We start from the raw sequence: 22,995 nt of genomic DNA, 5'->3' as shown, positions 1-22,995 counted from the left end.
ACCCTAAATACGTATTTTGTCATATGCATTTTTTTATTAATAAATGTTGCTAATCTTCGTTTATATCTTTACAGCGTCAACTATCAAGGATGGAAATATAATCTGCTGCCCTTGATTTCTTGGGTCATACTTTTTTGATCTAAAAATCACTCCATCTTTTCCATCCCAAAAATTTTGGTGATATGCACCTTTTTCATCAAAATACTCGAGTAATTGTGTTTCAAATCCGGCAGTATGAAACATATCCGTGATAGATTTATAATTATAAACGATCTTATGATCTACTGCTGGATGATCTTTTGGTCCGGGACCTCCTATTTTAACTGTATTCTGATATTCTTCATCTTGGAAAAAGGCATCAGGAACAGCACATCGTATGTATCCACCAGGCTTCAGAAATTTATGGCATACCTTTGCAGCTTGAACTCCTTCATAGTAAGTTAGATGCTCCCATACATGTTCAGCCAAGATTACAGCAATCGAATTATTATCAAACATTTCCCCCCAGGTTTTCTCGTCTAGTAAACTAAGTTCATTTTCCTGAGTGTGCAACCAACCCGGATTGTTATTATATCCTCCTGACCCTATTACTAATTTTATATCCTTTTCCTTTAGACTCATAAAATCACCTCGCGCTATACATTTTAATTCTTAAAAATAAGCATCGAGTTTTTAATTCCAGCTTTACAAATCTTTTTTAAAACAAATAATACGATTTGTCTCGCAAAATCCTAACTTTAGATGCATTACCAAGCTCTCTACATTTTCCAATTCACAGTCACTTGCAAATTCACGACAACCTTTTTTCTTTGCCCATTCTTCACATATATTCACTAAACTTCTAGCAACGCCCTGTTTACGAAACTCTTCTTTTACGAAAAGCCCTTCTAAATATCCTACTGGACTTGAACTAGTCCCTTCTACATAATCATATCTCAGCTGGCACTGGGCAAACCCAATTATTTCGTTGGCATAATAAGATAAAAAAATCTTTGAATCAGGCTGTGAAATAAGATGTGTAATTTCTTGAGTTAATTCCTCCAATGTGTGATTCGACCAAAGATGTAAAGCAAGATTTGCAACCTTGTTGGCCTCCTGTAACGTTGCTTCCTTTAGCATAAAAACCTCCAATATATCTTTTTATAAAAATTTACTGGTGCAATTTTATTTTAATTAATATTTGTTCAATTTCTAAGAGACTGTATAAATTTACGCGCAAAAGATAAAGTACAAAAACGAAAACAGCAAGAGATATTATAGAACCAACTACACTGAAGTTTGATTTCATTATTTATCGCCCTTTTCATCGGATTTCAGTTTGAGTCTCTTATAAGATTGTGTTGCAATTGAGCATGATATTGGTATGTTAAGAAACTATTCATTTATTTCATATATTAATATGTCAAATAATTCATTATCCGTATAAAGTAGCATAGCCCATTTTCCTAGCTCTGGTATTTTTACTGAAGTTGGTGTATGTGCATCTGCACCATTGTTTGCTCCACCAAGCGTTGTTGACCATCCATTTGTTAGTATTTGATGAACGGTTCCTGTTTCTTTATGAAAACCAACAACTGTTAGATCTGTGTTTACAGGATTTTCAATTCCCCAAAGATGCCACATCCACTTTTGGCCATTTAAGCTGGGCATATCTACACCAATCACACCAGATTTATTTTCATTTCCAATAATATTTCTATCCCCGAATTCAACTGCTTCCTTTTCCCAATCAATTTTGTCAAAATCAGCTCTCGTTACAAATTCAGGAGCATCTTTTGGGAGAGTAATCTCTTTTTGAACTGCTTCATCTGATGTGCAAGCAGCCACAACAAAAAGCATACTGAATAAAATTAATATTAGAACAATTTTCTTCATAAAATCACCTCAGTAATTTCATTGAATTTTAATATCTTTTTAATTCTTAGTCTTCCAAGCGGAAGGTGGAGGAAACATGCCAATTAAAAATAAGTACACTTTTGAAGAGCAGTGTGTTAAATTCATATAACCATGTTTATAATTTTAGCTAACCACTCAGGGTTCTCATCAATATTTAATTTATAACAAAGAGAATGATGTACTTTTTTAAATTCATGAGCTATACATTTCATGACATTTAAAATCTCTACTGGATCCCGTCGACAATCCCAACTTTTGAGAAGCGACTGCTGCCATTCTTCTAAATTACTTCTTTCACCTTCATATCTGGCCCAATCACCAAACGTATTTGGTTGAACTCCGATTTCCATATACCATCCAGCGATAATTGATAACCTTAAATTATCTATACATTTCATAGCATAAAAATACTCTTTTCTCATAACTCTTCTATATGCCTCATGAAAATGCGCAAAAAATTTCGTTCTCCATAACTCTAATCCGTCTAGGGATAGCTCATAAGTAAGTAACATTGAGTTGTCTAAAATCTTAGCCATCATTTTATCCGTATCTTTTATAATTTTAATATTTTGCAACCATAAAGAGGGGTGGATATCACTAGGGATATAATAAAAAGCATCAACTTTAATAAAGCAATCATAATGAGCAACAGTGTAAACTGATAAGGGGTTTACTTCTTCAAAATAAAGGACGTTCCCCCATTCTTGAGCTCGATTCCTTTTATTAACAACGTATTCCTTTATTTTTTCAGGCTTTACAACTACTCTTAGATCAATATCAGAATATTCATCTGTATTTTCATTTCCGATGGAACCACCATAGAAGAGAGCCATTACATTGTCGTCATTTAATAGATCTGTCTCTATTGAACTTAATATCTTTTTGCGATAATTTGGTAACTCTGAATCTCTTGCCTGATGATTACTTACAAATCCCACACATTCAAAATCACTCTCCCTTTATAATAATAAATATTAATTATCGATATTCATCGTGATTAGGTGTAAATAAGTTGTCATCTGCATTTCTGACCACAGAAAAATTATCAACATTATAGTGTCCATGAAGTACTTCATTGTGGTGGGCGATAATCTGCTCGGCAGTTAAGGATTGTGAATCTGTTGTGGAATGGCCATCTCCTACTAAGGTCACGTCGAGTCCATTTACCGTTGCCGTTCTTACGGTAGTATCAATACAATGCTCTGTCTTGCAACCCATAACAACAAGGTGTTCGACCATGTTATCACGTAAAAACTCTAATAGTTTCGTTCCATAAAACGAATTTGTTGCTTCTTTATCAAATATCTTCGCTTCTTTGGGTATATCAATTTCGGAATGAATTTCAAATCCTTTCCCTCGGCCTTCCGCGACATCTTTATCTCTTATAAAAACAACTAAGCTACACGAGATTACTGCTTTATTTACCACTTTATTAATATTATCCAACAAATTATCTTTATTGCATACACTCTTTTCGTTCGCATTACCATCAATAAGTTCTTGCTGTGCATCAATAATTAGCAAAGCTTGTTTCAATAAAATTCTCCCCTTATAATTTGGTATAATTTTCACGCCTCTGATACAGTGTTCAATGACCTACTCATTTTGCTTCTTAAACTCTTCTAAAAATTAATCCAATTTTTAATTAAGTAATTTATCATTCTGATTTTTGTTTTTTATAAAAACGATTACACTGCACAAAAATCAAGTTTCATAATATTCATTAAACACAATCACTTCCAAATTTCATCTAATTTATCAGAATAGAACTTAATAGCCTTTTTATAACTAATAATTTCATCATCAGAAGTTGTATCTACCAAGCATTTGAGCAACAGCTCCATTGCTTTACTATGCTCCTTCAAGTTGTATAAGGTCATCGCATAGAACGTTTGAATAGCTTTATTATTTGGAAAGGCTTCAATTCCTTTTTGAAGGGTTTCTTTTGACTTTTCGTATTCTCCTAATGTTCTATATGTACTGCCTAATCCTAACAGCGCTCCCTCCAGTTCATTTAAAGCCAACCCTAATCTGATCGATTTTTCGTAAAAAGGAACTGCCTTAGACTCTTCTCCTAATAAATCAAAGCTCCAAGCACAATGATAATTAATCGATGCATTGTCGGGAAAGTCCAGCACCAATCTCATTAGCAACTCGTTCGACTCTTTATGATTGCCACTTTTTCGTTTGGCAATAGCCCGCTCTAATTCTTTTTCCATCGTTATCACCCCCAAACCTAACTTTTCCGTGCAGTTCTCACAATATTGCTTAGTTGCTCAAAAACTATGTCTTGTGCTGAATCCTCAAAAAAATTGGAAAGGTCTTTTTCTCCCGATTTCCCATGACCACGTAAATCTGGAAGAATCACTTTATATTTTTCTTTAAAATATTCTCGTTGATATTCGAAATCTGTCATACCCGTTTGCAACCCAGTATGGAGGAATACGATGGGCTCCCCATCCCCAAAAACTTCAGTATGTAAAATCAATTAAACACCTACTTTTCAGTTTTTTGTCTAGATAATCAAAAAATAGCTGTGAGCACTACTGAAGATATTCCTTTATAAATAATTTATATTCTTTCTTAAATCGTTCTGCTTCTTCCAGAAAAGGATAATGATTGCTTTTCTCAAAAATAACTAATTTTGAATTAGCAATCCCATCATGCATTTCAATTGAGTATTTAACCGGACACTGGACATCATATCTTCCACAAATTATTAAAGTAGGACATGATATTAATTCCAACTTTTTCGTTACATCATATACCTGCACCTCTCTATTAAAGAAATCCATACGAATTGCAGATATTCCCTTAATAATGTCTCGTGAGAAAAGTGCATCATAGTTTTCAGGTTCATATAACGATAACTTTGTCCTCTCAGTTTTTAATGCATTTCTTTTGTCTAATGTTAGATCTGAACATTTTAAGGTTTCGTTCAGTTCTTGCATTCTGAAAAACTTAGGATGATTAGAATTATAAATGCAATCTTTTGAGAAGGTCATATACTCTCTTGCCGCTGCTCCTACAATGAGGTTAAAACTTAACCTATTTGAAAAATATATTCCGTAAATCACCCCTAACATTCCACCAGTCGAATGGCCTGCAAATCCCCATTCATCTAATTCAAGTTCTTCACGGATAGCTTCTAAATCAAATATGGTTTCCAGCATGCTTAATTGATAAGGCTCTTTTGCTTCCTCTGAATTACCTGTTTCTCTTAAATTAACTAAAAATACTCTATTCGCATTTGTGAGTGATTCCGCAAAATAGTCACCTGTTTGGTTAAAAACAGAGTAATGATGAGCAACACATACTGGTCTTCCTTCACCTTTTATAAATATTTCAAAAACACCACGAGTTGTATTAAGTAACTTTCTTTCCCAAATACCCACTGACATTTTCCTTTCTTGCTTAACTAGCTGACCAGTTTTTACAAGGTTGGTCTCATTTTCTTGTGCTTTGTTGCGTTCGACTGCCATGTATTTTTATAATCTTTTTTCAAGAATTATCTTCGGTTCGCCTTCATTATCCGTATATGTTCCGATCACATCAAACCCACTTTTTATAATCAAAACGAGCATACCACGCCATTTATTTTTAGTTTTTGTTTGAACGATTTCATAACCTTTCTCTATTAAATACAGATGTTGTTGATCCATTAGTTTGGAAGCTACACCTTTGTTTCTATGACTTTCATCAACCCCACCAAGCCAACTATAGAAAAGGTTCGGTTCTAACTCGTAACCAATTTTGTAACCAATAATTTCTTCATCCTCCAAAGCTAAATTAAAGACTACTTTTGACTTATTTTCAGCTTTGCTAATCAGTGTGGCAGCGTCCTTAAATATGCTATCGTGTAAATTCAAAACTTTATTTAGTAACTCTGCATTAGGAAACCCATCAATATTAAGCAGTTTCAAAGAAAGCTCTCCTCCTTTCCTATAAAAATAAGCTTACCCGGTGTCAGAAGGCTACATAAGCTTATTCAGAAAAGCTGAAAGTATGGAAGTTAAATTAAAGCGCTCTCAAAAATTTGCCATGCACACGCAATTTTTAACCCCAGTCTTGTTTGCAAATCACTTTTTCGTGTTATAATAAACATAGAGAGAAGAAAAAAAGCATAAGCTAAGAAAGACCGAAGATACGCTAATATCTCCGGTCAGCAATGAATCGCTCCCCTTCAAGAGGGGTCAGCGCGAGCAAGGAATAGACCTCACTAGCCTGGTAAACTAAGGGAGGTCTATTTTTTATGGTCTATAATCGTTATAACGAGTGTTGCAAAAGCGATCATTAGAACCAAAGTCTCAAAAACAGACAAGGGCAACACCTCCTTCCGTTATAGCGTATCGTATGACACTACAACCGATAGGAATGCGCCGACCTCCCTTAAAGAAAATGCGATTATTGCTTATTTCCATTATATCACTAGCCTTAGAAGTTTAAAGAATAATTTCAATTTTCCTTACAACCTATTTGACTAATAAAAGCTTGTTTTCTCAGGGCTTATTTTAAGAAAGTATATTAAACTAAATTGCCCGGTTGGGAATACTTTTTCTCTTGGAGAGTCTGAACGGAGTAAGAACTATTCCTTAATCAATAACTTCATCATAATCATACATAAGACAACCTAATCATTATCATTTTTTATAACAACTCGATTACTTATATGTATGATCTTTCATTAATTTTCACCAGATGCTTTCTAGTTGTTTGTGTCTTTAGTCCATCCCATTAAATACTCTTGTTTATTAGTTGACTCATCTGTTAATTCTTTTTTTATAATAAATTCATTCTTTTCGTAAAAACGTATTGCTGAGAAATTTTCTTTGTAGACTTTTAACTGAATTTCATTTCTTTGTCTCTTTACAAATTTCAATAACTCTTTTCCAGCACCATTATTTTGATATGCAACATCAATAAATAGTGCTGCCAAATAATCCTCTACCATTGAAACAAAACCTATTATTTTTGTTTGCTCAGTCATGACATATGTTTCTGACATTGGAATATATTTATCCTTCATCTCTTTAATTTGAGATTCCCAATAAGCAGAATCAATAAAATCGTGTGCCTGTAATGAACCTTCAAACCAAATGTCAATTAATTTATCAATATCGGTATCCTTATATTCTCTTATCATAATGTTCCTTTCCGTTTAACCCGTAATCCCAGAGATTTCAGTACTTCCGGTGGCAGTATACGGATATTAACCAACGATAGTTTTATAGATCCGTGAGATATTTTCCCACAGAAGGTAACCTAGATCTATCTTGTCATTCTACTCAACAACTTTAAAATCAATTGCTGCTTCCATATTAAATTTCTTCTGTTCCAGTTCTCCTTCAGACGATAAAGAAAAGTCCGTATGCCCTTTTACTTTGTAATAGCCAGGAGGAAAACCATCATTGTTTAAAAAATCTTCCATTAACTCCTCGTAATCCTTTGCCTCAGCTTCTGGGTTGTTAACAACATTTTTTGTATATTGCTTTCGGTAAGGACTTCCTAATCTATGAAGTGTTGTGGTTAATCCGATATCTTTTACAGCATAACCTATTTCGTATCCTCTTGTTTCTTCTCGTATATTAAAAAAGATAGCAGAGGAAGCATGGTTAATATTAACTTCTTCTTTATCGCCTTTATATACAATTTCGCCGTACAGTATAACCTCTTCACCTTTTTTATAATGGTCTTTTTTGCTCACCAATCGGAAGATAAAGTCATCTTGAACGGTTTCATCCGTTGTCTTTTTCACTTCAATTTTTTCTAATGCTTTACTATCAATCTTTTCTGAGGAACTACAACCTGCAATAAGTAAGACAACCATCAGTACTAGTACTATAAAATATTTCCTTATTTTTAATTCCTCCCTGCACAACAATGTCCCTGTATAACAGTTCAGGAACTAGTAACTTTTAGATAACTGCGTACGATTGTTAATAAAGAGATAAGTTATCCAACCACCGATCGTTCCACTGAAAATATACTTCCTTGTTTTCCTCTGACAAGAATAGCGATTTTGGGTACGGCAAGGCTAGTTCAGGCATGTCTTCTAAACTAAAATAACGCAATTCAGTAGTTTCGCTATCTATTGGATTTTGAACACCGGTTTTTATTTCACACTCAAAAACATAGGTATTATATTCTACTAGGTGACCGTTAGGATATTCATATCGAAAATCCTTGCCTCCAAATACTCCTAATAATTTCTTAGGAACAACAATTAGACCTGTCTCTTCCCAAACTTCACGAGCAACGGCTTCTGCTGGTGCCTCTCCAACTTCTATCCCTCCAGCCGGTAGACTCCACTTCTCTCCGTTTCCTTTGTTCTGAAATAAAATTTCTCCTTTAACATTTCGAACAACTCCTGCAACACTAGGCATAAATAATAATTCATTTCCTACCTTTTCTCGAAGGTTTTTATAATAATCAGACATACCCACCTAAAAAGCACCCCCTATTTTATTTCTATATTAAATAGCCTTTTACCTTTTGATTTATCTTTACTTCTTATCTTCTCAAATGTACCTACTCACACTCTGTTATTGAACCTTTATGACAAAAGCATAGAAAGCATCACCGTGAGATAAATTTTCATCTTCTTCATCCATCCACCACACACTATAGGCATAAAAATAAATGCCTTTTTCATCAGGAGCTTTAAACTGATTATGCTTTAATTTAATTTCCGTTTCACCATCATTATTTATCTGTGAAAGATAAGTTTCATTAGGTTTTGGTGTGTACTTCATGTTCAATGTGATTTGCCCACCAGCATGTACTTGTACAGGGGCTTTTTCTTTCAACAGCTCTACTGGTCCAACGGTATCCACACAGTTCCCATTCCAACAATATGTACCTAGTTTGGTATCATATTCTTTATTATCAATCTTTATAGAGACCAAAGGTGGCTTGCTCCCAGACAATCCATTATTCAGCCACTAAATATAAAAACTGACAATAAGATAACAACGAAACCAGTAATTTTCCTCATTTTTAAGCCCCCTTACAATCAAAAATATGGATTTTTACCCTTTTTAAGTATTGTCGCAAATTCTTATTACGAATTAACGTCCTTTTATGAAAGGTTAAAATAATATATACAGAAGTATTTTGTTAAGCTAATTATCTATCTGGGAGATAAAGAAAATCTAAGTCTATTTACATAATTCTTCAATGAAAGGATCTATGTAGCTACGATATTCTTTAGTTAATCCCTCAGGTAAATTCTTAATACCAAAGTACTGAACGTCGTATGATACAGTTGGTTCATATTCAATCTTACCCTTTATATTTCTTGTTACATAAACAGCAGTTACAGAATATAATTCATCACCATTAGAAACCTTAAAGTAGTAGTCTTCACCAGAAAATACTCCTAACAATTTAAGCTTTTCAATCTCAAGGTTTGTCTCTTCTTTTACTTCTCTTCTCGCAGTATCTTCTAAGCTTTCTCCTAATTCCATTAATCCTCCTGGCAATCCCCATCCCCCATCAGTTCTATGCTGTAATAATAATTCATTGTTTTCGTTTAAAATAAGAACCACCGAACCAGTTAATATTAAAGGTCTGTGACCAACCAGTTTTCTTATCTCACATACATAATCCACTTAAAAATCCCCCCTTTAGCATATAACCAACCTGATGAACATTGCTTTTAATAATGAAGTACTCGTTTGCTTAACAAGACTTTTTATAAAAAACAAGCGTCGTATTATCATTTATAATTCTGCGTACTCCTGTTTGGCTATATCCCATTTTTTCATAAAGGTAACAATTTCGAGCTTCTTCTAATATTGTAGATAATTCCCAACTGGTGGCTTCAGGGAACATTCTTTCCATTAAAATCATTGCCTTCTGAGCTATTCCCTTACCTTGATAAGAAGGTAAAATAAACATTGGGCTAATCCAAAACCGTACATTCTCTTCCCGAAAGATGCACATAGCACCAACAATTTCACTGCCAACTAATATCTTGTAAAAACCTCCATTAGGTCTATTTATTCTCTCTACTACTCTATCAATAGTTTCTTTTGCCGGATTTACATCATAATCATTGTACTTCTCTAACAAGGGTGTAAATGCCTTTACTTGTAGATCAAAAATAGCTTCTGCATCATTTTCTGTTCCTTTAACAAGACTAACTTTCATACATTCACCTACCAAGTTATTTTAGACTTTTTACAGCGTCACCTAAAAGATGATTATATGCAAAATCTAGTTTAATTGAGGACTGCCCTTATTCCACAACTGCAGGCGATTAAGGTCATAACATTAATCAAATTAAAGCTTCATTATCCACTCATTAATTTGTTCACCTACAAATAATGGATTATCCCAATAGATATCATGTGAGGCATTTTTTACGTTAACTACAGTTGTATTTATACTTTGATTAAAGCGTTTTGTTTCTTTGTCTCTTAAGTAATTAAATTCTTGAGGTATGGTGCTCCTTAGTAATAATACTTTTGAACTAACAGCCATTAGCGTTTCATCGGTTGGTTCATTATACTTCTGTCTAACGATATGACTTGCCACTTTAGGATTAACAATCAATTTAATCATCCTATTTTCACTTTTCATACTATCTTTTGACAGATCGATATGCATTTGAGACATCCCATCATTGAATAGCTCTTTCTCATATGCTTCCCAAGAGGAAAAAGTAAAATTTTCAATATGTTGTTCAGTCATTTTTATTTCGTCTTCAAGGGTATTATCCGGGATGTTTTTTGCTCGGATATATCCCCCATCAAGTAGGATTAATGACTTCAAAATATATTTTTTTGCGAAGGCAAGACCAATGTTTCCTCCAACAGAATGACCCACAATATGAAAGTTATCTACATTTAAGTAGTTAACAACTTCCTTTACCCAGTCTGCTAATGACTCCATCGAGAAAAAATCTTCATGGTCGAGATATGTTGAAGTTCCGTGGCCAGGTAAATCAAAAGCATATACATTATTATTCTGACTAAGTATAGCAGCCAATTCACTAAAACTTTTACCAGTGCTTCCTAAGCCATGCAAAAGAATCACTGATGATTTATGGTTACCTCCCCACATATTTACTTTTACATTTAATTTATTTTCTAATGTAATTATTTTAGAATTCATTGCTTCCTCCCAATTATTCACTTAAAAACTTCCTTCAATCCGACTTATTAATGAATGCCTGCTTTATTCGAGATTGGGCTCTTTTCCGGAATAAATCAATTCTCGGAGATATAACGTTGAAAGTCTTCCGGTTACTTAATCAATCGCATCATTGATAAATGCTCCTACACGTTCATAAAATTCTTCCGTTACGGTTTCGAAGACCTTCAAATGATCAGCGCCAGGTACAAGCCATATTCTTTTATCGCCACCTGCGGCATCATAAATACGTTGTCCCATTTTTGTTGGAACGCTATTATCTGCTTTACCATGAATTATAAATATTGGGCGTGTATTTTTTGTCACCTGCTCGACAGCAGATGTTTTCTCAAGTCTAAAACCTGACTCCATCTTTGATAAAAGTTTTTCTTCACCTAGGTAGGTCAACTGTTTTTTTACTGATGTATAACTACTGTCCGCAACAATACCTTTCACTTCGGGTGGCAGATTTTTGCCGCTTGCCCCCAGTACAACTGCCGCCCCCATTGATTCCCCGTGTAAAATAATATTTTTCGCCCCATATTCATCAAGAATCATATGTATCCAGTCCACCATATCTACGACAAGATGATCATGCCAATCATAACTTAATACGTTTCCTTTGCTGTCGCCATTACCACGGGAATCAGGCATAAGAATATTAAATCCCTGGTCGTAATAAAATTTTGCTAAGAGCCTCATATCTTCTTTTGCACTACCGAATCCGTGTGCAAGGATAGCCAAATTTTTTGTATTTGATCCATTCGTAACAAATGCTGCTTTTAATGTTAACTCGTCAAACGATATTAGCTTCAATGTATCGGGCTCCAGGTTTTCAGACCATGTTTTTGCTTCTTTCAAAAGTATTTGTTTGTTGGTGCTGGGCCCGGCAGAACTGCTTTCTGTTTCTTGGAAGAAATAAATTACGGCCACAATGATAAGCACCCCTATGGCACATAATAAAAGTATCGATGTTCGACTTTTCATTCGCCTCCCCCTTCCCCACTGTTCTTTCTGCAGTACTATTCGAACCTGCCTACTATCTCCAACTAATTGCTATTTACCCTTGAAAACACATTTACTTCACATCGCGAGGGATTGCCTGATAAGTGCTCTTTAATTGAAGTATTTCTTAACACTGTTTGTTGTGCTGTTATGGATTTCTATTTTAATTTTATGTATGCCATATTTATTAAAGAAATTAACCTTTCCTACTTCCTCAAAATAACGATTCCATTTAAACATTTTAAAGAATATATGTACTGTTGGTTGGTAATTTGACCTCTCCAATCGAAGTTTTTGTTTAAAGAATCTCTTAATAATCCGGTATATTCTAATCGAGTATTTTGTATCCAAAAAAATAATTAAATCAGCACTTTGAAAACAATTGCTAACCCAATCCTCTTGATGAACTCCTTCTATGATCCAACTGTCTGATTGTAATATATTATTTAAATACCTTTCCCTCTCTTGTTCAGTCCTTCTTATATCTCCAGAACTATGCCTTTTCCAAACTACATTATCTAATTCATAATATGGGATATCGAATTTAAAAGATAATTCCTTTGCTAAAGTTGTTTTACCACTTCCAACAGAACCAATTATATGGATTCTTTTAGGAGTTGTCTTTTTCAATAAAAACACCTAATCCTTCATGATTTTCTTTATCAAATTATATAATTTTCAGTCGATTATTACGCTTATTTCATTCCATCCACTTTGGCAAAAAGCTACTAACTATTTCACTGCTTTCCAGATTGTCCACCTGTCTTTTTCAATTAGATCTTGATTTGTTGTTATTGATTTATCAATATGAGCTATTAACGATTTCAATTCTTCATCGTCTAACTCATGCAAAATGCTTCTTCCTGTTCGTTCACTCAAATCTTTAAACAACTGCTCTTTATTTTCATACACTTTTCTTACTTCCCAAAACTTTTCTTCTTTGATATGTTTAAATCCTGCTGCCTTAAGTGTGTTAATTACAAATTGACTATGAAATCTACGTTTAGTCTCCTTTTCAATTAGTTGTGGGAAAAGTTCAAAGAAATACCCTCTGATATGTTTCTCATCACCTTCTAGTAAACAATCTTCAGGAGTACGATCTTGAATAATATAAATCCCATCATTTTGTAAAATCCTATATGCTTCTTCAAAACATGGTTGTAAATCTTTAATATGGTGTATTAACGCTCTCTCAAGAACTAAATCATAACTATTATCATCCAATCCTGTTTCTAGAGCGTTGCCATACCGGAGTGAAATATTTTCGTAACCCTCACAATGTTCTTTAGCCCCTTCAAGCATCGCCTCAGAAAAATCAACACCAGTAACAGAGGTTACACCGACTTCCGCCATTGCCTTCGAATAAATTCCTCCACCACATCCAATATCTGCAGCCTTTGAGATATCGTTAATGGATATAAGTTTGCTTATTGTTTCAATCCATGATTTGTTAGCTTCCCGTGTGGTATAAGTTAGACGATTCTGTTGGTTATGAAAGTCCATCCCCATGTCGCATCCACCCTCTCAATATTTCCCATTTTTCTGTCTACATAAATTATACCTAGAAGTAACTATAATTAAAAATACTATTTTCCAATATAAATAGATAAATTTTAGTTATCATTTTTTTTCTGGTACTATATTGAAGGAAACATTGGTTTAAGTAGTGTGTCCTATTCTGAAATATGCTCTTAACTAAATCACCCGTTTATTTTTGTGGAATTAAACGGCTATTTCATCCTTCTTTTTAAAATAAATTGTTAAACCGAAAATAATTCCATAAAACAATGACATTAACAAGGAGTATGACCCGTAACTTAGGTCGAATAATATATTTCCTCCAAACACTGGCGTGATAAAAATCAAGTAAAAAGGATACTGCAATGATGCTATTGAATCTAAAATGATATTATCAAACATAGCGTGTTCAAATGTTGTAATGAAGAATACAAGAATACCTGAAATAACTCCTAATACTGCAAACACCTTCAACTTCTTACTTCCTCTTCTGGAGTACAAAAGTAATAAAAACATAAACAATAATGATACCAGTAAATTGAAACCGTCCACATTTAAATCTGGATACATTATGGAAGGCATTAAATTTACTGAAAAAGCCAAAATATATGACGCTATTAAAAATAATAAGTGTTTATATTTCATACTAGCCTCCTTGCCCTAGCATTACTAACTATTATTTCTAAAGAAAAGAGCCCTCTTGCGAACAAAATCTTTATTTTAACCCTTTTTGAAATTTACCAATCGCTTTTTCATTAACAAAAGTTACAGTAATAAATTTAAAACCTAAATCATCTCTCTGCCATTTAGCTTCAATAATCGAGGTACCATTTTCCTCATGCTCTGACCTATCCGCCGGATGCTGCCCTCCCATCATTTTCATCACTTCATCATAAGTTGAACCACCTTCACCAGTTTCACTGTTGCCAAGCTTAATACGCTCCAAGTTTTCTATTGTAACGCTTTCGTTATATACTAATGTTTCATCAGTTTCCATCACAGTGTTCTTTAAATGTTGACACCCTAATAAAGAAACAACAACAAATAGAGTAAACAAACATGCCACATGTTTACTTGTTTTAGAAAACATTCACTGTCATCCTACCAATAAACAAATGATTTTGTACTCTTAATGCGTTATTGGATTCATTTCTATAAGTGATCAGTATTATACTAAAGGTTATCCAAACAACTTTCTTATTTATATTACTTCCCTTTTTCATGATTTGACTCATCTATGATGAAATGGCCTATTCTTGAACATCGTAAATCATCTTCGTTTATCCAAAAGAACCAAAGTCACTCCAAATAAAAACACAATTCCTATTAGGACATAAACAAAGTAGGGTATTATGTCACCTACGTAATTACTAATAATAAATATAGCCTCTGCCACCCTTGATAAAATGATTACCATTACCAAGGTTAATAGAGAAAGTCCGATTAAAAGCAAACCAACATTACTCACTCTCAATCTCCTCCTTGCTTGTTAAGCATTAATAGTTACAATAAAAATAGCTATGAATTCTATAATTAAAAACAATTTATTTCTATCTTTTGAAATCGGGTGTAATCTTTTTTCTACAATGTTTAATTTTCGTTTTTAAAATAAAATGACTCATTAAGAAATATAGCGAAAAGAAACCGATTACAATTATGATAATAACTAACATCCTTAACAATCCCGTTACTGCAAGAGAACACATATCACAATAGATCACTATAATATTGGACACACTTATTCAAGAGGTGCGGTCTTCAAATTTGTCTAAAACGATTGTAATAATTGTTGCAAGTACCACCACACTTATATATTCTAGCCATCCATCAAAGAAGTAGAAAGCTATACCTATACCAGCAGCAAGGATTAATAAACGAATGATTCTCCACCACATGCCCAAATTATACTCCTCCTGTTAATTGTTTTTGGAATTTAGATTATAGCATTTTCAGAATCACTTTCATTCGGTTCATTAGTTATTTCTTCGTTTGTTTCACTTTCACATCCCACTAATACAAATCCAATTACAAAGATTAATATGAGAACCTTTTTCATAAAATCCCCCTGTATAATTGAACTATTTGCTCTGTTGGTTAAATAAACCTTTTTAAATTAAATGATCCTTATGTATGGTATTCAAGCGAATTTCATTAGATAATAGCAACCAATCAGGGCGCAATCATTGTTAAGAGAACTCTTTCGGTGGTTTACAAATAAATCAGTTTATTTAGTTGTAATTTATTATAGAATGATAGCAATATGTTATAATATAATTTAATAGACTGGCTTTACATGAGGGGTGGCGCACTGGTAACCTTCTTCGGAATTTCCAAGAAGGGAGGTGGCGCCTATGGATATAATAAGCGTTCTAATGCTGATGGTTTCATTTGGCATGTTAATTGCGTTTATCATGTCCGATAAAAATAAAAAATAATCCCTCATGTGGTTTGCACGGCCTTTGAGGGATTACTTTCCTGAATGCGCCTAGCCCCTCTTGATGGGGTTCGGTCTATTATGACCGTTCCATGTTTCAGCATGGAACGGTCTTTACTAGTGTATGCATCAATAATCTTTCTATGTTCAGTATACCACGAATTCACCGTTTGTACACACTTTCATCTTCGTTATTTCATTTTTCAATTAAATCCACTTGCTTAACAAAAGGCTTCTCATTCATGGAAAGCATCCTATTATTGAGGTGATTTTTTATGCTATAAAATGCGCAAAACGAAAAAACAAGACACTTTGGTATTCCATTAAGGCGCCCTTTTCTGGAATAATCATTTTACTGACAACTGTTACTTTAGTAGAGAAGAAAATTAGTCCCAAGATATTGTTTATGTAAGAATATTTATTCGTCCTCTCTGCTGTTTGTCTTTTTGCTCGCTGCCCAAAATGCCAAAGCAATTAACGGAATGGCAATAAACCATGGAATGTTAATATGCGTTTGCAGAATAAATGAAATAAACAACAATACTGCTACACCAATAATACAATACAAGCAACCTCTTCCAAAGGTTTCCATAAATCTTCCTCCCTAATTTTCAAAAACCATTTTTACTTCACAAAACAGACCATTTCTGAAAAAGTAGTGTATCTTTAGGTATAAAGAACAACTACAATTCAATTTTATTACTCGACAAAATAGTCTAATTCACGCTCAGTGCTTCTTCCACAACTGCGCCCGATTGTTTAAATCAAACAACTATAAACTGCTATACCTATTACTCCCAATAATATCAATGCAATACTTGTTACAAAACTTACTTTTTTCCTTTTCCTACTTACGATACTTGTAGTAAACCAACTAGTCACTACCATAATTGCACCTATATGCTGAGGCAATTTCAGAGACGAAATGTAACCAGAAGAGAATAATAATAAACCTATAACAACAAACCCGACTCCAAACAGAGCAAAAGGGTTTTTAAACTCATTTTTTAATTCTTGCTGTTCTTTTTTGTCCATTTTACAATAAGTGTTTATAGAAAGAATTGCTGGTAAAACCCAAATTACAATTAAAAATAAAATCTGCAATGTCCCCATATACTCCCCATCCCACTGTTCGGCTGGCCCGATCGTTTAAAAAAGTCTAGATCGTTCTTCCGTGTACGCGCCCGATTGCTTACATTCATTTCTCGATATTGTTTATTTTTTTAAGACCAAAAATAAACAAACCTAATAACAATACAAATGAGCCACCAGCTAATAATCTAGGAGCTAATTCTACTTTTGTCATGAATAAATAAATATCAAAAATCATAAACAATCCAATTATGAGTTCGCCAACCACTAATCCCATTTTTTTATTTGAATTATTTACATTACTATATTCCATTGCTATTCACCCTCACTTTAAATCATTTCAACGGTCGGAAATAGTTCTTAATTTTAGGTTACCACACAGACCACTAGTTAAACAAAATGGCCCGATTCTGGAACAGTGTTTGGTGTCCAACACCTGCGTTTTAATGAGTGTAAAAAGCATTTTAACTTATTCCCCTCACCCTAAAAGAAGATAAATTAAAACCAGAGCAATTGCACTTAAACCATACAAAGTGATTTTTTGACCTAGTTTACTTTTGTGATAAAGAAAGAGAAATAAAAAATATATAACGGTTGCTGCAAAGTAGAATACCAACCCTGAAATAATTTTCTCTTTACTGTACTCATGAGCATAAGCTACAAAATAAACGATTACTGACAATATTGATCCCAAGCCAATTATATTTAAAAGTCTATATGTATTCATTTCATACCTATTTCCTTTCCCACTCCATTCCTTTTAAGAAATTCACAGAATTACTGGCTCAGAGAAACCTTACTGATGAAAGGTAAATTAATTTTCTATATACAAGTAGAGAAATCTAGCCAATTTTCCATGCAAAGGACTTTTTTCCTTCAAGTGTGTCTAATTTAACCTTTTTACCAATGGTCAGTGGAGGGAAAGGTTATGACACGGATCGAACTCAGCTAAATTTGGTATTTCTAATCCATCCAATTGTATTTTCAGTAGATCTAGTGGCTGTTTACCTGTACCCAAATCATCGAATTGCTCATGTTTTCCTAGAGTAATTCTAGCAACTTTGTCAAAAATACCTTGGACACTTAATCCTGATCCTCTTTTTTAAAATTTACATGATAATTAACTACCTAAAAGTTTCATATATCAAGAAAATCAATGATCCTTCTTACGTTCACTTAGATTCTCTAACTTCATTTTGATTCGATTCATTTGGTTTGACCGTTTTACCCATGTGCGGATGGCATAGATAATAAATGCAGTAATTACTAACAAAATCACGAGAAACCCAAGCTGAATCAGTACATCTCCCCATACAATTTCATTCATTAGAAAGCCCCCAAAATCTATTAATTTGTTTAATACTTCTAAATAGAAAGGTACTTCTTTATTTAGTTAGCGGCTGGTTATATTTTTCAAACACGATAATCAAGCTACTTCCCAACTTATCTCTGATTTGCTTCTCCCTTAAACATAAACCGGATTCCTTTTCCGGCAAGTGGCTCATCTTTGTATCGTGGTAAAACATGAAAATGTGCATGGAAAATATGTTGGCCTCCGACTTCCCCACAATTCCAGCCAAGATTGTATCCATCAGGGTGATGCTTCTTATCGATGTATTGTTTCACTTCTTGAAGTAAGCGGTATGTGGCATTCCATTCTTCCTCTGTTAAATCAAATGCAGTTACCCGATGTTTTTTGGGTACAATTATTCCTGCTCCTTCTAAGTTTTTTCCTTTTATTTGCGAGCTTTCCAGCTGTAAAAACAGACAGTGTTCATTGCTAAAAACGATGTTTTGCCCTGGTTCTAAATCTGGTTTGCAGAATACACAATTGTCCATATTCAGTCTCCTTCAATACAGTCAAAATTACTTTGCTTCATCATCATGATCTTTTTCTCTAAGTGTTTTTACATAGGCCAAAAAAAGGATTAGGAAAGTGATACCCATAACGGTCGCAACAGTGACTAGAAAATCCAATGATGGGCCTCCTTCTAATTAAAATGTATAAATTGCTGTTAACTACAAGTGCGGGGATGTACTTTTTATTAATCAAAAACTAAAAGCTAGTTTTATAATCGTTGTTTTACTTCCGTAATATTTTATCCATTGATTTGCCTTTTGCTAATTCATCGACTAACTTATCCAAATAACGAATCTCCTGCATGGTTTGCTCTTCGATGTCCTCCACACGCACACCACAAATTACACCTTTGATTGCTTTTCGCGAAGGGTTCAATACAGGAGCTTCTGCAAAAAAGGTCTCAAAGTCCGTCTCGTTTTCCAACAAGCTCTCCATTTGTTCCTGACTGTAACCTGTCAGCCAATGAATAATTTCATCGACTTCTGATTTAGTTCGCCCTTTTCTTTCTGCCTTGTTAATATAATGTGGATATACGTTTGCTACTGGCATCGTATAAATTTTATGTTTTGTCATTATTAGTCCTCCTCCTTTTTTCTGCTCCAATGTCTTTGCTGTTTCTCTTCAACTCTAATTTTCGAAACCAATAAAGATACATGAAAATAGATAATTGCTGCTGCCACTCCCAATATAGAAAGTGGTAAAACTTCTTCTGAGCTAATTGTACCTCCAAAAAACAAACTAAATACAAAGCCAGCAAGAACACCAGCCAAGGAATATAAGCCAAACTGAATAAAGTACTTCTTCCAACCATAATGCTTCCCGAGTACACGTGCTAGCCTATCAATAATAATGGATGCAGGTAACCCTACCAGAAAGTACACAGGTCCCGAATAGATAACGACAAATAGAAATGTTTCTAAAAAACCAAAATAGTAAACATTTGGTTCACGTTGGGAACTTGGGACATATGATATTGCAGAAAACAATGTGGCAAAAATTATAATTGCTAGAATTGTTGTCAGCAGTCTCTTCATCACCTTCATCCATACACGAAAATAGATCTCCTCATTCGTAAATATACTCATTTGCTGCCACCACCTCATATAAACCGCTTTCTTTTAGAAATTGGGTTAGAAGGTGAACATGTGCAGAACCGATGATTAACAGTGTACGATCAGATGATTCTTTTGTAATTTCTGCTATATTGGAATAGATAGTGAGATTTCGTTGATACCACCAGCTTAACCAGTCCATCCCTATATATTCTGTACCCTTCTGAAGTCGGCCAATCGCCAAATACATTTCATGATCAAGTTTGATTCTTCCAGGAGCATTACACATTTGAATTAATTTAAATATGTTTTCTTCTTCTGGAAACTCTAATTTCGGACGATAGTATTCATTCAATTGCTTATAAAGTTCAGGTTTTTCGGTTCGAGCCCATTCAAAAACGGAGCCCAAACCGTGATTACTTCCATCCCCCATCCAATCGATTGCATAGACGTTCTCATGATGTAATTCAGCCGCTGCTCGGAAGCCGAATTGATGCACTTCATTTACTTCCAGAGCCAATTCCCCTTGTAAAAATTGGTGGTATTCTTCATTTAAAGCAGCTTGGTTTTCCTTTACAACTTCCACCGCAATTTTTGTTGGATTGAATTTTTGTATAGCCATTAAAACTGCTTTTATTTCATTCTGTTTTTCCAAATTTGAAATGGAGTGAAGATCCACACCCTCTAAATCGGGTGTTTGTCGCATATGAAATGTTCCTAAAATCATTACTCGTGGCTTTGGTTTTTCTTTAACCAAACAATTCCTCCTATTCTTTGGGGGCGTTTTTGTTATGTATCTACTTTACTGTTTTGATGAAGGTGATCGCGTTTAATAAAACAGTAACACTCAACAGCACAACCGAGGCGAAAACAACGGCTCCTGTAGTATCCAAGAGTGCAGCCCAATCTTGTATTTTTACTAGGTGGTAGTTATAGATAATTTGAAAACAAAGAGCTAAAGCACAGGCGGTAATGCTGAGGATTGGCCACTTTTTTACTTTCGTTTTGTCGTAGCTTAACAAGCTAATTGCCGGGAGTACCCACGCAACGATTCCTAGTATCAAACTTCCGATATTCAATAAACCCATCATGTATTCCTCTCCTATCACCTATTTTCCAACATACCGTTAATGCAATAATGCTAGAATTATTATCTTTCAAGAATGCTATAATCCTTTGTTTTTTCTACTGCTACCTGATTTTCTTTAGCAAATGTAAGGAGGTGATCATATGCCGTTTTCGGTTCTAGAACGGCTAAGCGAACGTTCAACCCTTTATTTACTTTTATGATGGCAGCTTTTGTTGCCCAGTTTACACGAATAAATTTCAATCGCTCAATTTGATTGGGATAGATGTGCTTCTCCAACACACGTATTTTCATAAAGCTAACTTTGTAGATTAATTGATCTTCATTAATTTTGAAATGGAAGTGAAAGGATCCGAGAACAACGGCTAAAAGTAAAAATGCGAGTAGCAACAGATAGGAAAAATCGTAATAGTCTGCAACAATATTCCAGCTTATTACAAGAAAAACGATTATTAACATACGAAGCCTTTGATTGTCTAACTTATACTCCATTTCTCTCCCCCTTTTATCTATGTAATCACTTCTGTGGAAAAAGTTTGTTACCTAGCAGCCCGCCAATAAATGCCGCTCCTCCCGCAACGAAAATCGTTATTAGGAATGGAGGGTTTTTAATCAAGGATTCCATTATAAGTATAGCTATCCCCACAAAAACCCCTGTGAACAACGCCCAATCTAGACGTTCAAACCTCATACTTTCCCTCCAATGTTTTTAAAAAATGTCTCCTCACTTTTCATACGTTTCGTTTCTTGGTTGGTTTCAATTAAATACCTAATAATTCCAATTTTAGACTTATTGTATCATACTATTCTGTGAATGAATGGATGATTTAGATTAGAAAGGTCAACTAAGTATTAACTATTGTCCTTGTGAAAATCTATTTCAATTTCCAGATCCTTTCCAAGTGAGTCACCACTTCTATTAACAGGTGCATCAATAAGTAACGTTGCGTTTTTCAATTCTTTTGCAGTCGTTTTTTTTAACAGAAAAGTAAATTGACGAAGATGACTATCCATTCCAGTTTCTTGTGTGTTCTTTAATGTAGAAATATTAAGGACACTACTCATGAACTGGTCTGGTTGTTTAATCATATCCCCAGTATTTGTCTTGAGGTGTAAATGTTTTTCATTATTGAATGAGATATTATCGTTAACTTCTTTATTTAATTTAAATCGAATGTGAACATTAACTAATTCCATTGGATTGTAGATCGTATCGTCACTTGTTCTGAATTCTGTTGTTATACGTCCCTGCACTGTTTCTGCAGCTTCAATTTCAACTATAATTGGCCCTGTTTTGAAAGTCCCGACATTTTCAGCCTTTCTGTATCTATAAAAGGTGCCTATCGAATCTAATCCAAACGCATGACCTTTAATAAGGATTGGATCCTCTCCTTGTTTGGAAGACTCTTTCTTTGCATCGGAATTGCAGCTGGTGAGCATAAAACTTACTGAAATAGCTATAAAAACCCAGATAATTTTTTTCAAAAAGATTCTCCTTTAAACAGAATTCTATTGATTACAATTTTATCATATCTCCCATTTTATCCGTCTATACCTATGCTAAAATCAGAAGCAACTATACCCTACTCTTATTCACTTTCATATGTCACTATCTGGAAAGGAAGTTTTGAGATTATGGAAAATCTACTCTTTGGAATAATGCTGTTCTTTGCTAATCTAGTATCTTGTGGCCTAAGTTTTATTATTTTTAAGTATTTGTATATAAAGAGGAAAAGCAAAGGATATCTCTATCTCATTACCATAGCTTTTTCCGCAGTCTATACACTAATAAAGTTATTTCAGCTTTCTATCATTCTTAGTATTGCTTTTCTGATCACCTATATAGGTGTGGGAATACTCGGGTTTTTTGAGATGAAAAAGCACGTGAGCCAGTAAGTTAGAAACACATCTTCAT

At 34.1% G+C, this 22,995-nt stretch carries 36 protein-coding genes and 1 pseudogene; all 37 read right to left on the bottom strand.

All coding sequences use genetic code 11. The features are described from left to right. Positions 1–60 precede the first annotated feature (60 nt). The 37 genes and pseudogenes from BME96_RS05735 to BME96_RS05580 all read right to left on the bottom strand — a co-directional run bounded on the left by BME96_RS05735 (position 61) and on the right by BME96_RS05580 (position 22,565). Positions 61–621 (bottom strand): class I SAM-dependent methyltransferase, encoded by a 561-nt coding sequence (locus BME96_RS05735; RefSeq protein WP_071648566.1) that lies wholly within the window; start codon positions 619–621, stop codon positions 61–63. A 63-nt stretch (positions 622–684) separates the two neighbouring features. After that, the gene (aac(6'), locus tag BME96_RS05730) at positions 685–1,119 is read right to left on the bottom strand and encodes an aminoglycoside 6'-N-acetyltransferase (RefSeq protein WP_071648565.1); all 435 of its coding nucleotides are present in this window, start codon (positions 1,117–1,119) and stop codon (positions 685–687) included. Between the two features lie 255 nt (positions 1,120–1,374). Further along, positions 1,375–1,875 carry a hypothetical protein gene (locus BME96_RS05725; RefSeq protein WP_071648564.1) on the bottom strand — a complete coding sequence of 167 codons (501 nt, stop codon included), beginning with the start codon at positions 1,873–1,875 and terminating at the stop codon, positions 1,375–1,377. A 122-nt stretch (positions 1,876–1,997) separates the two neighbouring features. Next, a complete protein-coding gene (locus BME96_RS05720; RefSeq protein ID WP_071648563.1) occupies positions 1,998–2,834 on the bottom strand; it encodes a hypothetical protein in 837 nt (278 codons plus the stop codon). 40 nt (positions 2,835–2,874) lie between these two features. After that, a complete protein-coding gene (locus BME96_RS05715; RefSeq protein ID WP_040954785.1) occupies positions 2,875–3,432 on the bottom strand; it encodes an isochorismatase family protein in 558 nt (185 codons plus the stop codon). 197 nt (positions 3,433–3,629) lie between these two features. Further along, the gene (locus BME96_RS05710; RefSeq protein WP_060678716.1) at positions 3,630–4,115 is read right to left on the bottom strand and encodes a tetratricopeptide repeat protein; all 486 of its coding nucleotides are present in this window, start codon (positions 4,113–4,115) and stop codon (positions 3,630–3,632) included. Positions 4,116–4,180: 65 nt separating this feature from the next. Further along, positions 4,181–4,384, bottom strand: a pseudogene (locus tag BME96_RS05705) (alpha/beta fold hydrolase); the annotation flags it as partial. 55 nt (positions 4,385–4,439) lie between these two features. Beyond that, complete coding sequence (locus BME96_RS05700) at positions 4,440–5,297, bottom strand: alpha/beta fold hydrolase (RefSeq protein ID WP_083547543.1); 858 nt, start codon at positions 5,295–5,297, stop codon at positions 4,440–4,442. An 87-nt stretch (positions 5,298–5,384) separates the two neighbouring features. Then, on the bottom strand, positions 5,385–5,819 hold the full coding sequence (locus BME96_RS05695; RefSeq protein WP_071648562.1) for a GNAT family N-acetyltransferase: 435 nt from the start codon (positions 5,817–5,819) through the stop codon (positions 5,385–5,387). Between the two features lie 320 nt (positions 5,820–6,139). Continuing rightward, positions 6,140–6,190, bottom strand: coding sequence for a hypothetical protein (locus BME96_RS20150; protein WP_408068412.1), 51 nt, complete (start codon positions 6,188–6,190; stop codon positions 6,140–6,142). 411 nt (positions 6,191–6,601) lie between these two features. After that, entirely contained in the window at positions 6,602–7,039 is a 438-nt protein-coding gene (locus BME96_RS05690; RefSeq protein WP_071648561.1) for an N-acetyltransferase, read from the bottom strand. 138 nt (positions 7,040–7,177) lie between these two features. After that, complete coding sequence (locus BME96_RS05685) at positions 7,178–7,723, bottom strand: hypothetical protein (RefSeq protein ID WP_071648560.1); 546 nt, start codon at positions 7,721–7,723, stop codon at positions 7,178–7,180. Between the two features lie 109 nt (positions 7,724–7,832). Next, positions 7,833–8,339, bottom strand: a complete 507-nt coding sequence (locus BME96_RS05680) for an NUDIX hydrolase (RefSeq protein WP_071648559.1) — start codon at positions 8,337–8,339, stop codon at positions 7,833–7,835. A 99-nt stretch (positions 8,340–8,438) separates the two neighbouring features. Next, positions 8,439–8,801, bottom strand: coding sequence for a hypothetical protein (locus BME96_RS05675; RefSeq protein ID WP_019376614.1), 363 nt, complete (start codon positions 8,799–8,801; stop codon positions 8,439–8,441). A gap of 252 nt (positions 8,802–9,053) precedes the next feature. Then, positions 9,054–9,506: an NUDIX hydrolase gene (locus tag BME96_RS05670; RefSeq protein WP_071648558.1), complete on the bottom strand. Its 453-nt coding sequence runs from the start codon at positions 9,504–9,506 to the stop codon at positions 9,054–9,056. A 70-nt stretch (positions 9,507–9,576) separates the two neighbouring features. Beyond that, complete coding sequence (locus tag BME96_RS05665) at positions 9,577–10,047, bottom strand: GNAT family N-acetyltransferase (RefSeq protein WP_019376612.1); 471 nt, start codon at positions 10,045–10,047, stop codon at positions 9,577–9,579. Between the two features lie 132 nt (positions 10,048–10,179). Next, positions 10,180–11,013, bottom strand: coding sequence for an alpha/beta hydrolase (locus BME96_RS05660; protein WP_156035956.1), 834 nt, complete (start codon positions 11,011–11,013; stop codon positions 10,180–10,182). Positions 11,014–11,148: 135 nt separating this feature from the next. Beyond that, positions 11,149–12,018 (bottom strand): alpha/beta hydrolase, encoded by an 870-nt coding sequence (locus BME96_RS05655; RefSeq protein WP_071648556.1) that lies wholly within the window; start codon positions 12,016–12,018, stop codon positions 11,149–11,151. Positions 12,019–12,147: 129 nt separating this feature from the next. Then, complete coding sequence (locus tag BME96_RS05650; RefSeq protein WP_071648555.1) at positions 12,148–12,666, bottom strand: P-loop NTPase family protein; 519 nt, start codon at positions 12,664–12,666, stop codon at positions 12,148–12,150. Between the two features lie 102 nt (positions 12,667–12,768). Continuing rightward, positions 12,769–13,545 (bottom strand): class I SAM-dependent methyltransferase, encoded by a 777-nt coding sequence (locus BME96_RS05645; RefSeq protein ID WP_071648554.1) that lies wholly within the window; start codon positions 13,543–13,545, stop codon positions 12,769–12,771. 213 nt (positions 13,546–13,758) lie between these two features. After that, entirely contained in the window at positions 13,759–14,199 is a 441-nt protein-coding gene (locus BME96_RS05640; RefSeq protein WP_071648553.1) for a hypothetical protein, read from the bottom strand. A gap of 70 nt (positions 14,200–14,269) precedes the next feature. Then, the gene (locus BME96_RS05635) at positions 14,270–14,644 is read right to left on the bottom strand and encodes a hypothetical protein (protein WP_071648552.1); all 375 of its coding nucleotides are present in this window, start codon (positions 14,642–14,644) and stop codon (positions 14,270–14,272) included. A 180-nt stretch (positions 14,645–14,824) separates the two neighbouring features. Next, positions 14,825–15,022, bottom strand: a complete 198-nt coding sequence (locus tag BME96_RS05630) for a hypothetical protein (protein WP_071648551.1) — start codon at positions 15,020–15,022, stop codon at positions 14,825–14,827. 274 nt (positions 15,023–15,296) lie between these two features. Continuing rightward, positions 15,297–15,455 (bottom strand): hypothetical protein, encoded by a 159-nt coding sequence (locus tag BME96_RS19780; protein ID WP_197035843.1) that lies wholly within the window; start codon positions 15,453–15,455, stop codon positions 15,297–15,299. Positions 15,456–15,487: 32 nt separating this feature from the next. After that, positions 15,488–15,610 (bottom strand): hypothetical protein, encoded by a 123-nt coding sequence (locus BME96_RS20045; protein WP_269321199.1) that lies wholly within the window; start codon positions 15,608–15,610, stop codon positions 15,488–15,490. A gap of 796 nt (positions 15,611–16,406) precedes the next feature. Further along, the gene (locus BME96_RS19775) at positions 16,407–16,580 is read right to left on the bottom strand and encodes a hypothetical protein (protein ID WP_162985626.1); all 174 of its coding nucleotides are present in this window, start codon (positions 16,578–16,580) and stop codon (positions 16,407–16,409) included. Positions 16,581–16,747: 167 nt separating this feature from the next. Then, the gene (locus tag BME96_RS05625) at positions 16,748–17,101 is read right to left on the bottom strand and encodes a Fe3+-siderophore ABC transporter permease (RefSeq protein ID WP_071648550.1); all 354 of its coding nucleotides are present in this window, start codon (positions 17,099–17,101) and stop codon (positions 16,748–16,750) included. Between the two features lie 85 nt (positions 17,102–17,186). Further along, positions 17,187–17,393, bottom strand: coding sequence for a hypothetical protein (locus BME96_RS05620; protein WP_071648038.1), 207 nt, complete (start codon positions 17,391–17,393; stop codon positions 17,187–17,189). An 840-nt stretch (positions 17,394–18,233) separates the two neighbouring features. Beyond that, complete coding sequence (locus tag BME96_RS19530; protein WP_156035954.1) at positions 18,234–18,407, bottom strand: hypothetical protein; 174 nt, start codon at positions 18,405–18,407, stop codon at positions 18,234–18,236. A 116-nt stretch (positions 18,408–18,523) separates the two neighbouring features. Further along, positions 18,524–18,919, bottom strand: a complete 396-nt coding sequence (locus tag BME96_RS05610; RefSeq protein WP_071648548.1) for an HIT family protein — start codon at positions 18,917–18,919, stop codon at positions 18,524–18,526. A 244-nt stretch (positions 18,920–19,163) separates the two neighbouring features. Next, the gene (locus BME96_RS05605) at positions 19,164–19,514 is read right to left on the bottom strand and encodes a DUF2200 domain-containing protein (RefSeq protein ID WP_071648547.1); all 351 of its coding nucleotides are present in this window, start codon (positions 19,512–19,514) and stop codon (positions 19,164–19,166) included. 2 nt (positions 19,515–19,516) lie between these two features. After that, on the bottom strand, positions 19,517–20,026 hold the full coding sequence (locus tag BME96_RS05600; RefSeq protein ID WP_060678700.1) for a hypothetical protein: 510 nt from the start codon (positions 20,024–20,026) through the stop codon (positions 19,517–19,519). Next, positions 20,007–20,750: a DUF5694 domain-containing protein gene (locus BME96_RS05595; RefSeq protein WP_071648546.1), complete on the bottom strand. Its 744-nt coding sequence runs from the start codon at positions 20,748–20,750 to the stop codon at positions 20,007–20,009. Before BME96_RS05595 ends, BME96_RS05600 begins: the two co-directional genes overlap by 20 nt. Positions 20,751–20,790: 40 nt before the next feature. After that, entirely contained in the window at positions 20,791–21,084 is a 294-nt protein-coding gene (locus BME96_RS05590) for a hypothetical protein (protein ID WP_071648545.1), read from the bottom strand. Between the two features lie 59 nt (positions 21,085–21,143). Further along, positions 21,144–21,572, bottom strand: a complete 429-nt coding sequence (locus tag BME96_RS05585) for a hypothetical protein (protein ID WP_071648544.1) — start codon at positions 21,570–21,572, stop codon at positions 21,144–21,146. Between the two features lie 25 nt (positions 21,573–21,597). Further along, complete coding sequence (locus BME96_RS19525; protein ID WP_156035952.1) at positions 21,598–21,771, bottom strand: hypothetical protein; 174 nt, start codon at positions 21,769–21,771, stop codon at positions 21,598–21,600. A 161-nt stretch (positions 21,772–21,932) separates the two neighbouring features. Continuing rightward, a complete protein-coding gene (locus BME96_RS05580) occupies positions 21,933–22,565 on the bottom strand; it encodes a hypothetical protein (protein WP_019375673.1) in 633 nt (210 codons plus the stop codon). Positions 22,566–22,995 lie beyond the last annotated feature (430 nt).

It is taken from the genome of Virgibacillus halodenitrificans (genome assembly GCF_001878675.1).
Classification (GTDB): Bacteria; Bacillota; Bacilli; order Bacillales; family Amphibacillaceae; genus Virgibacillus_Q; species Virgibacillus_Q halodenitrificans.
Note: the sequence above shows the minus strand (reverse complement) of the source record. Positions and strands in the feature narration are given on the sequence as shown.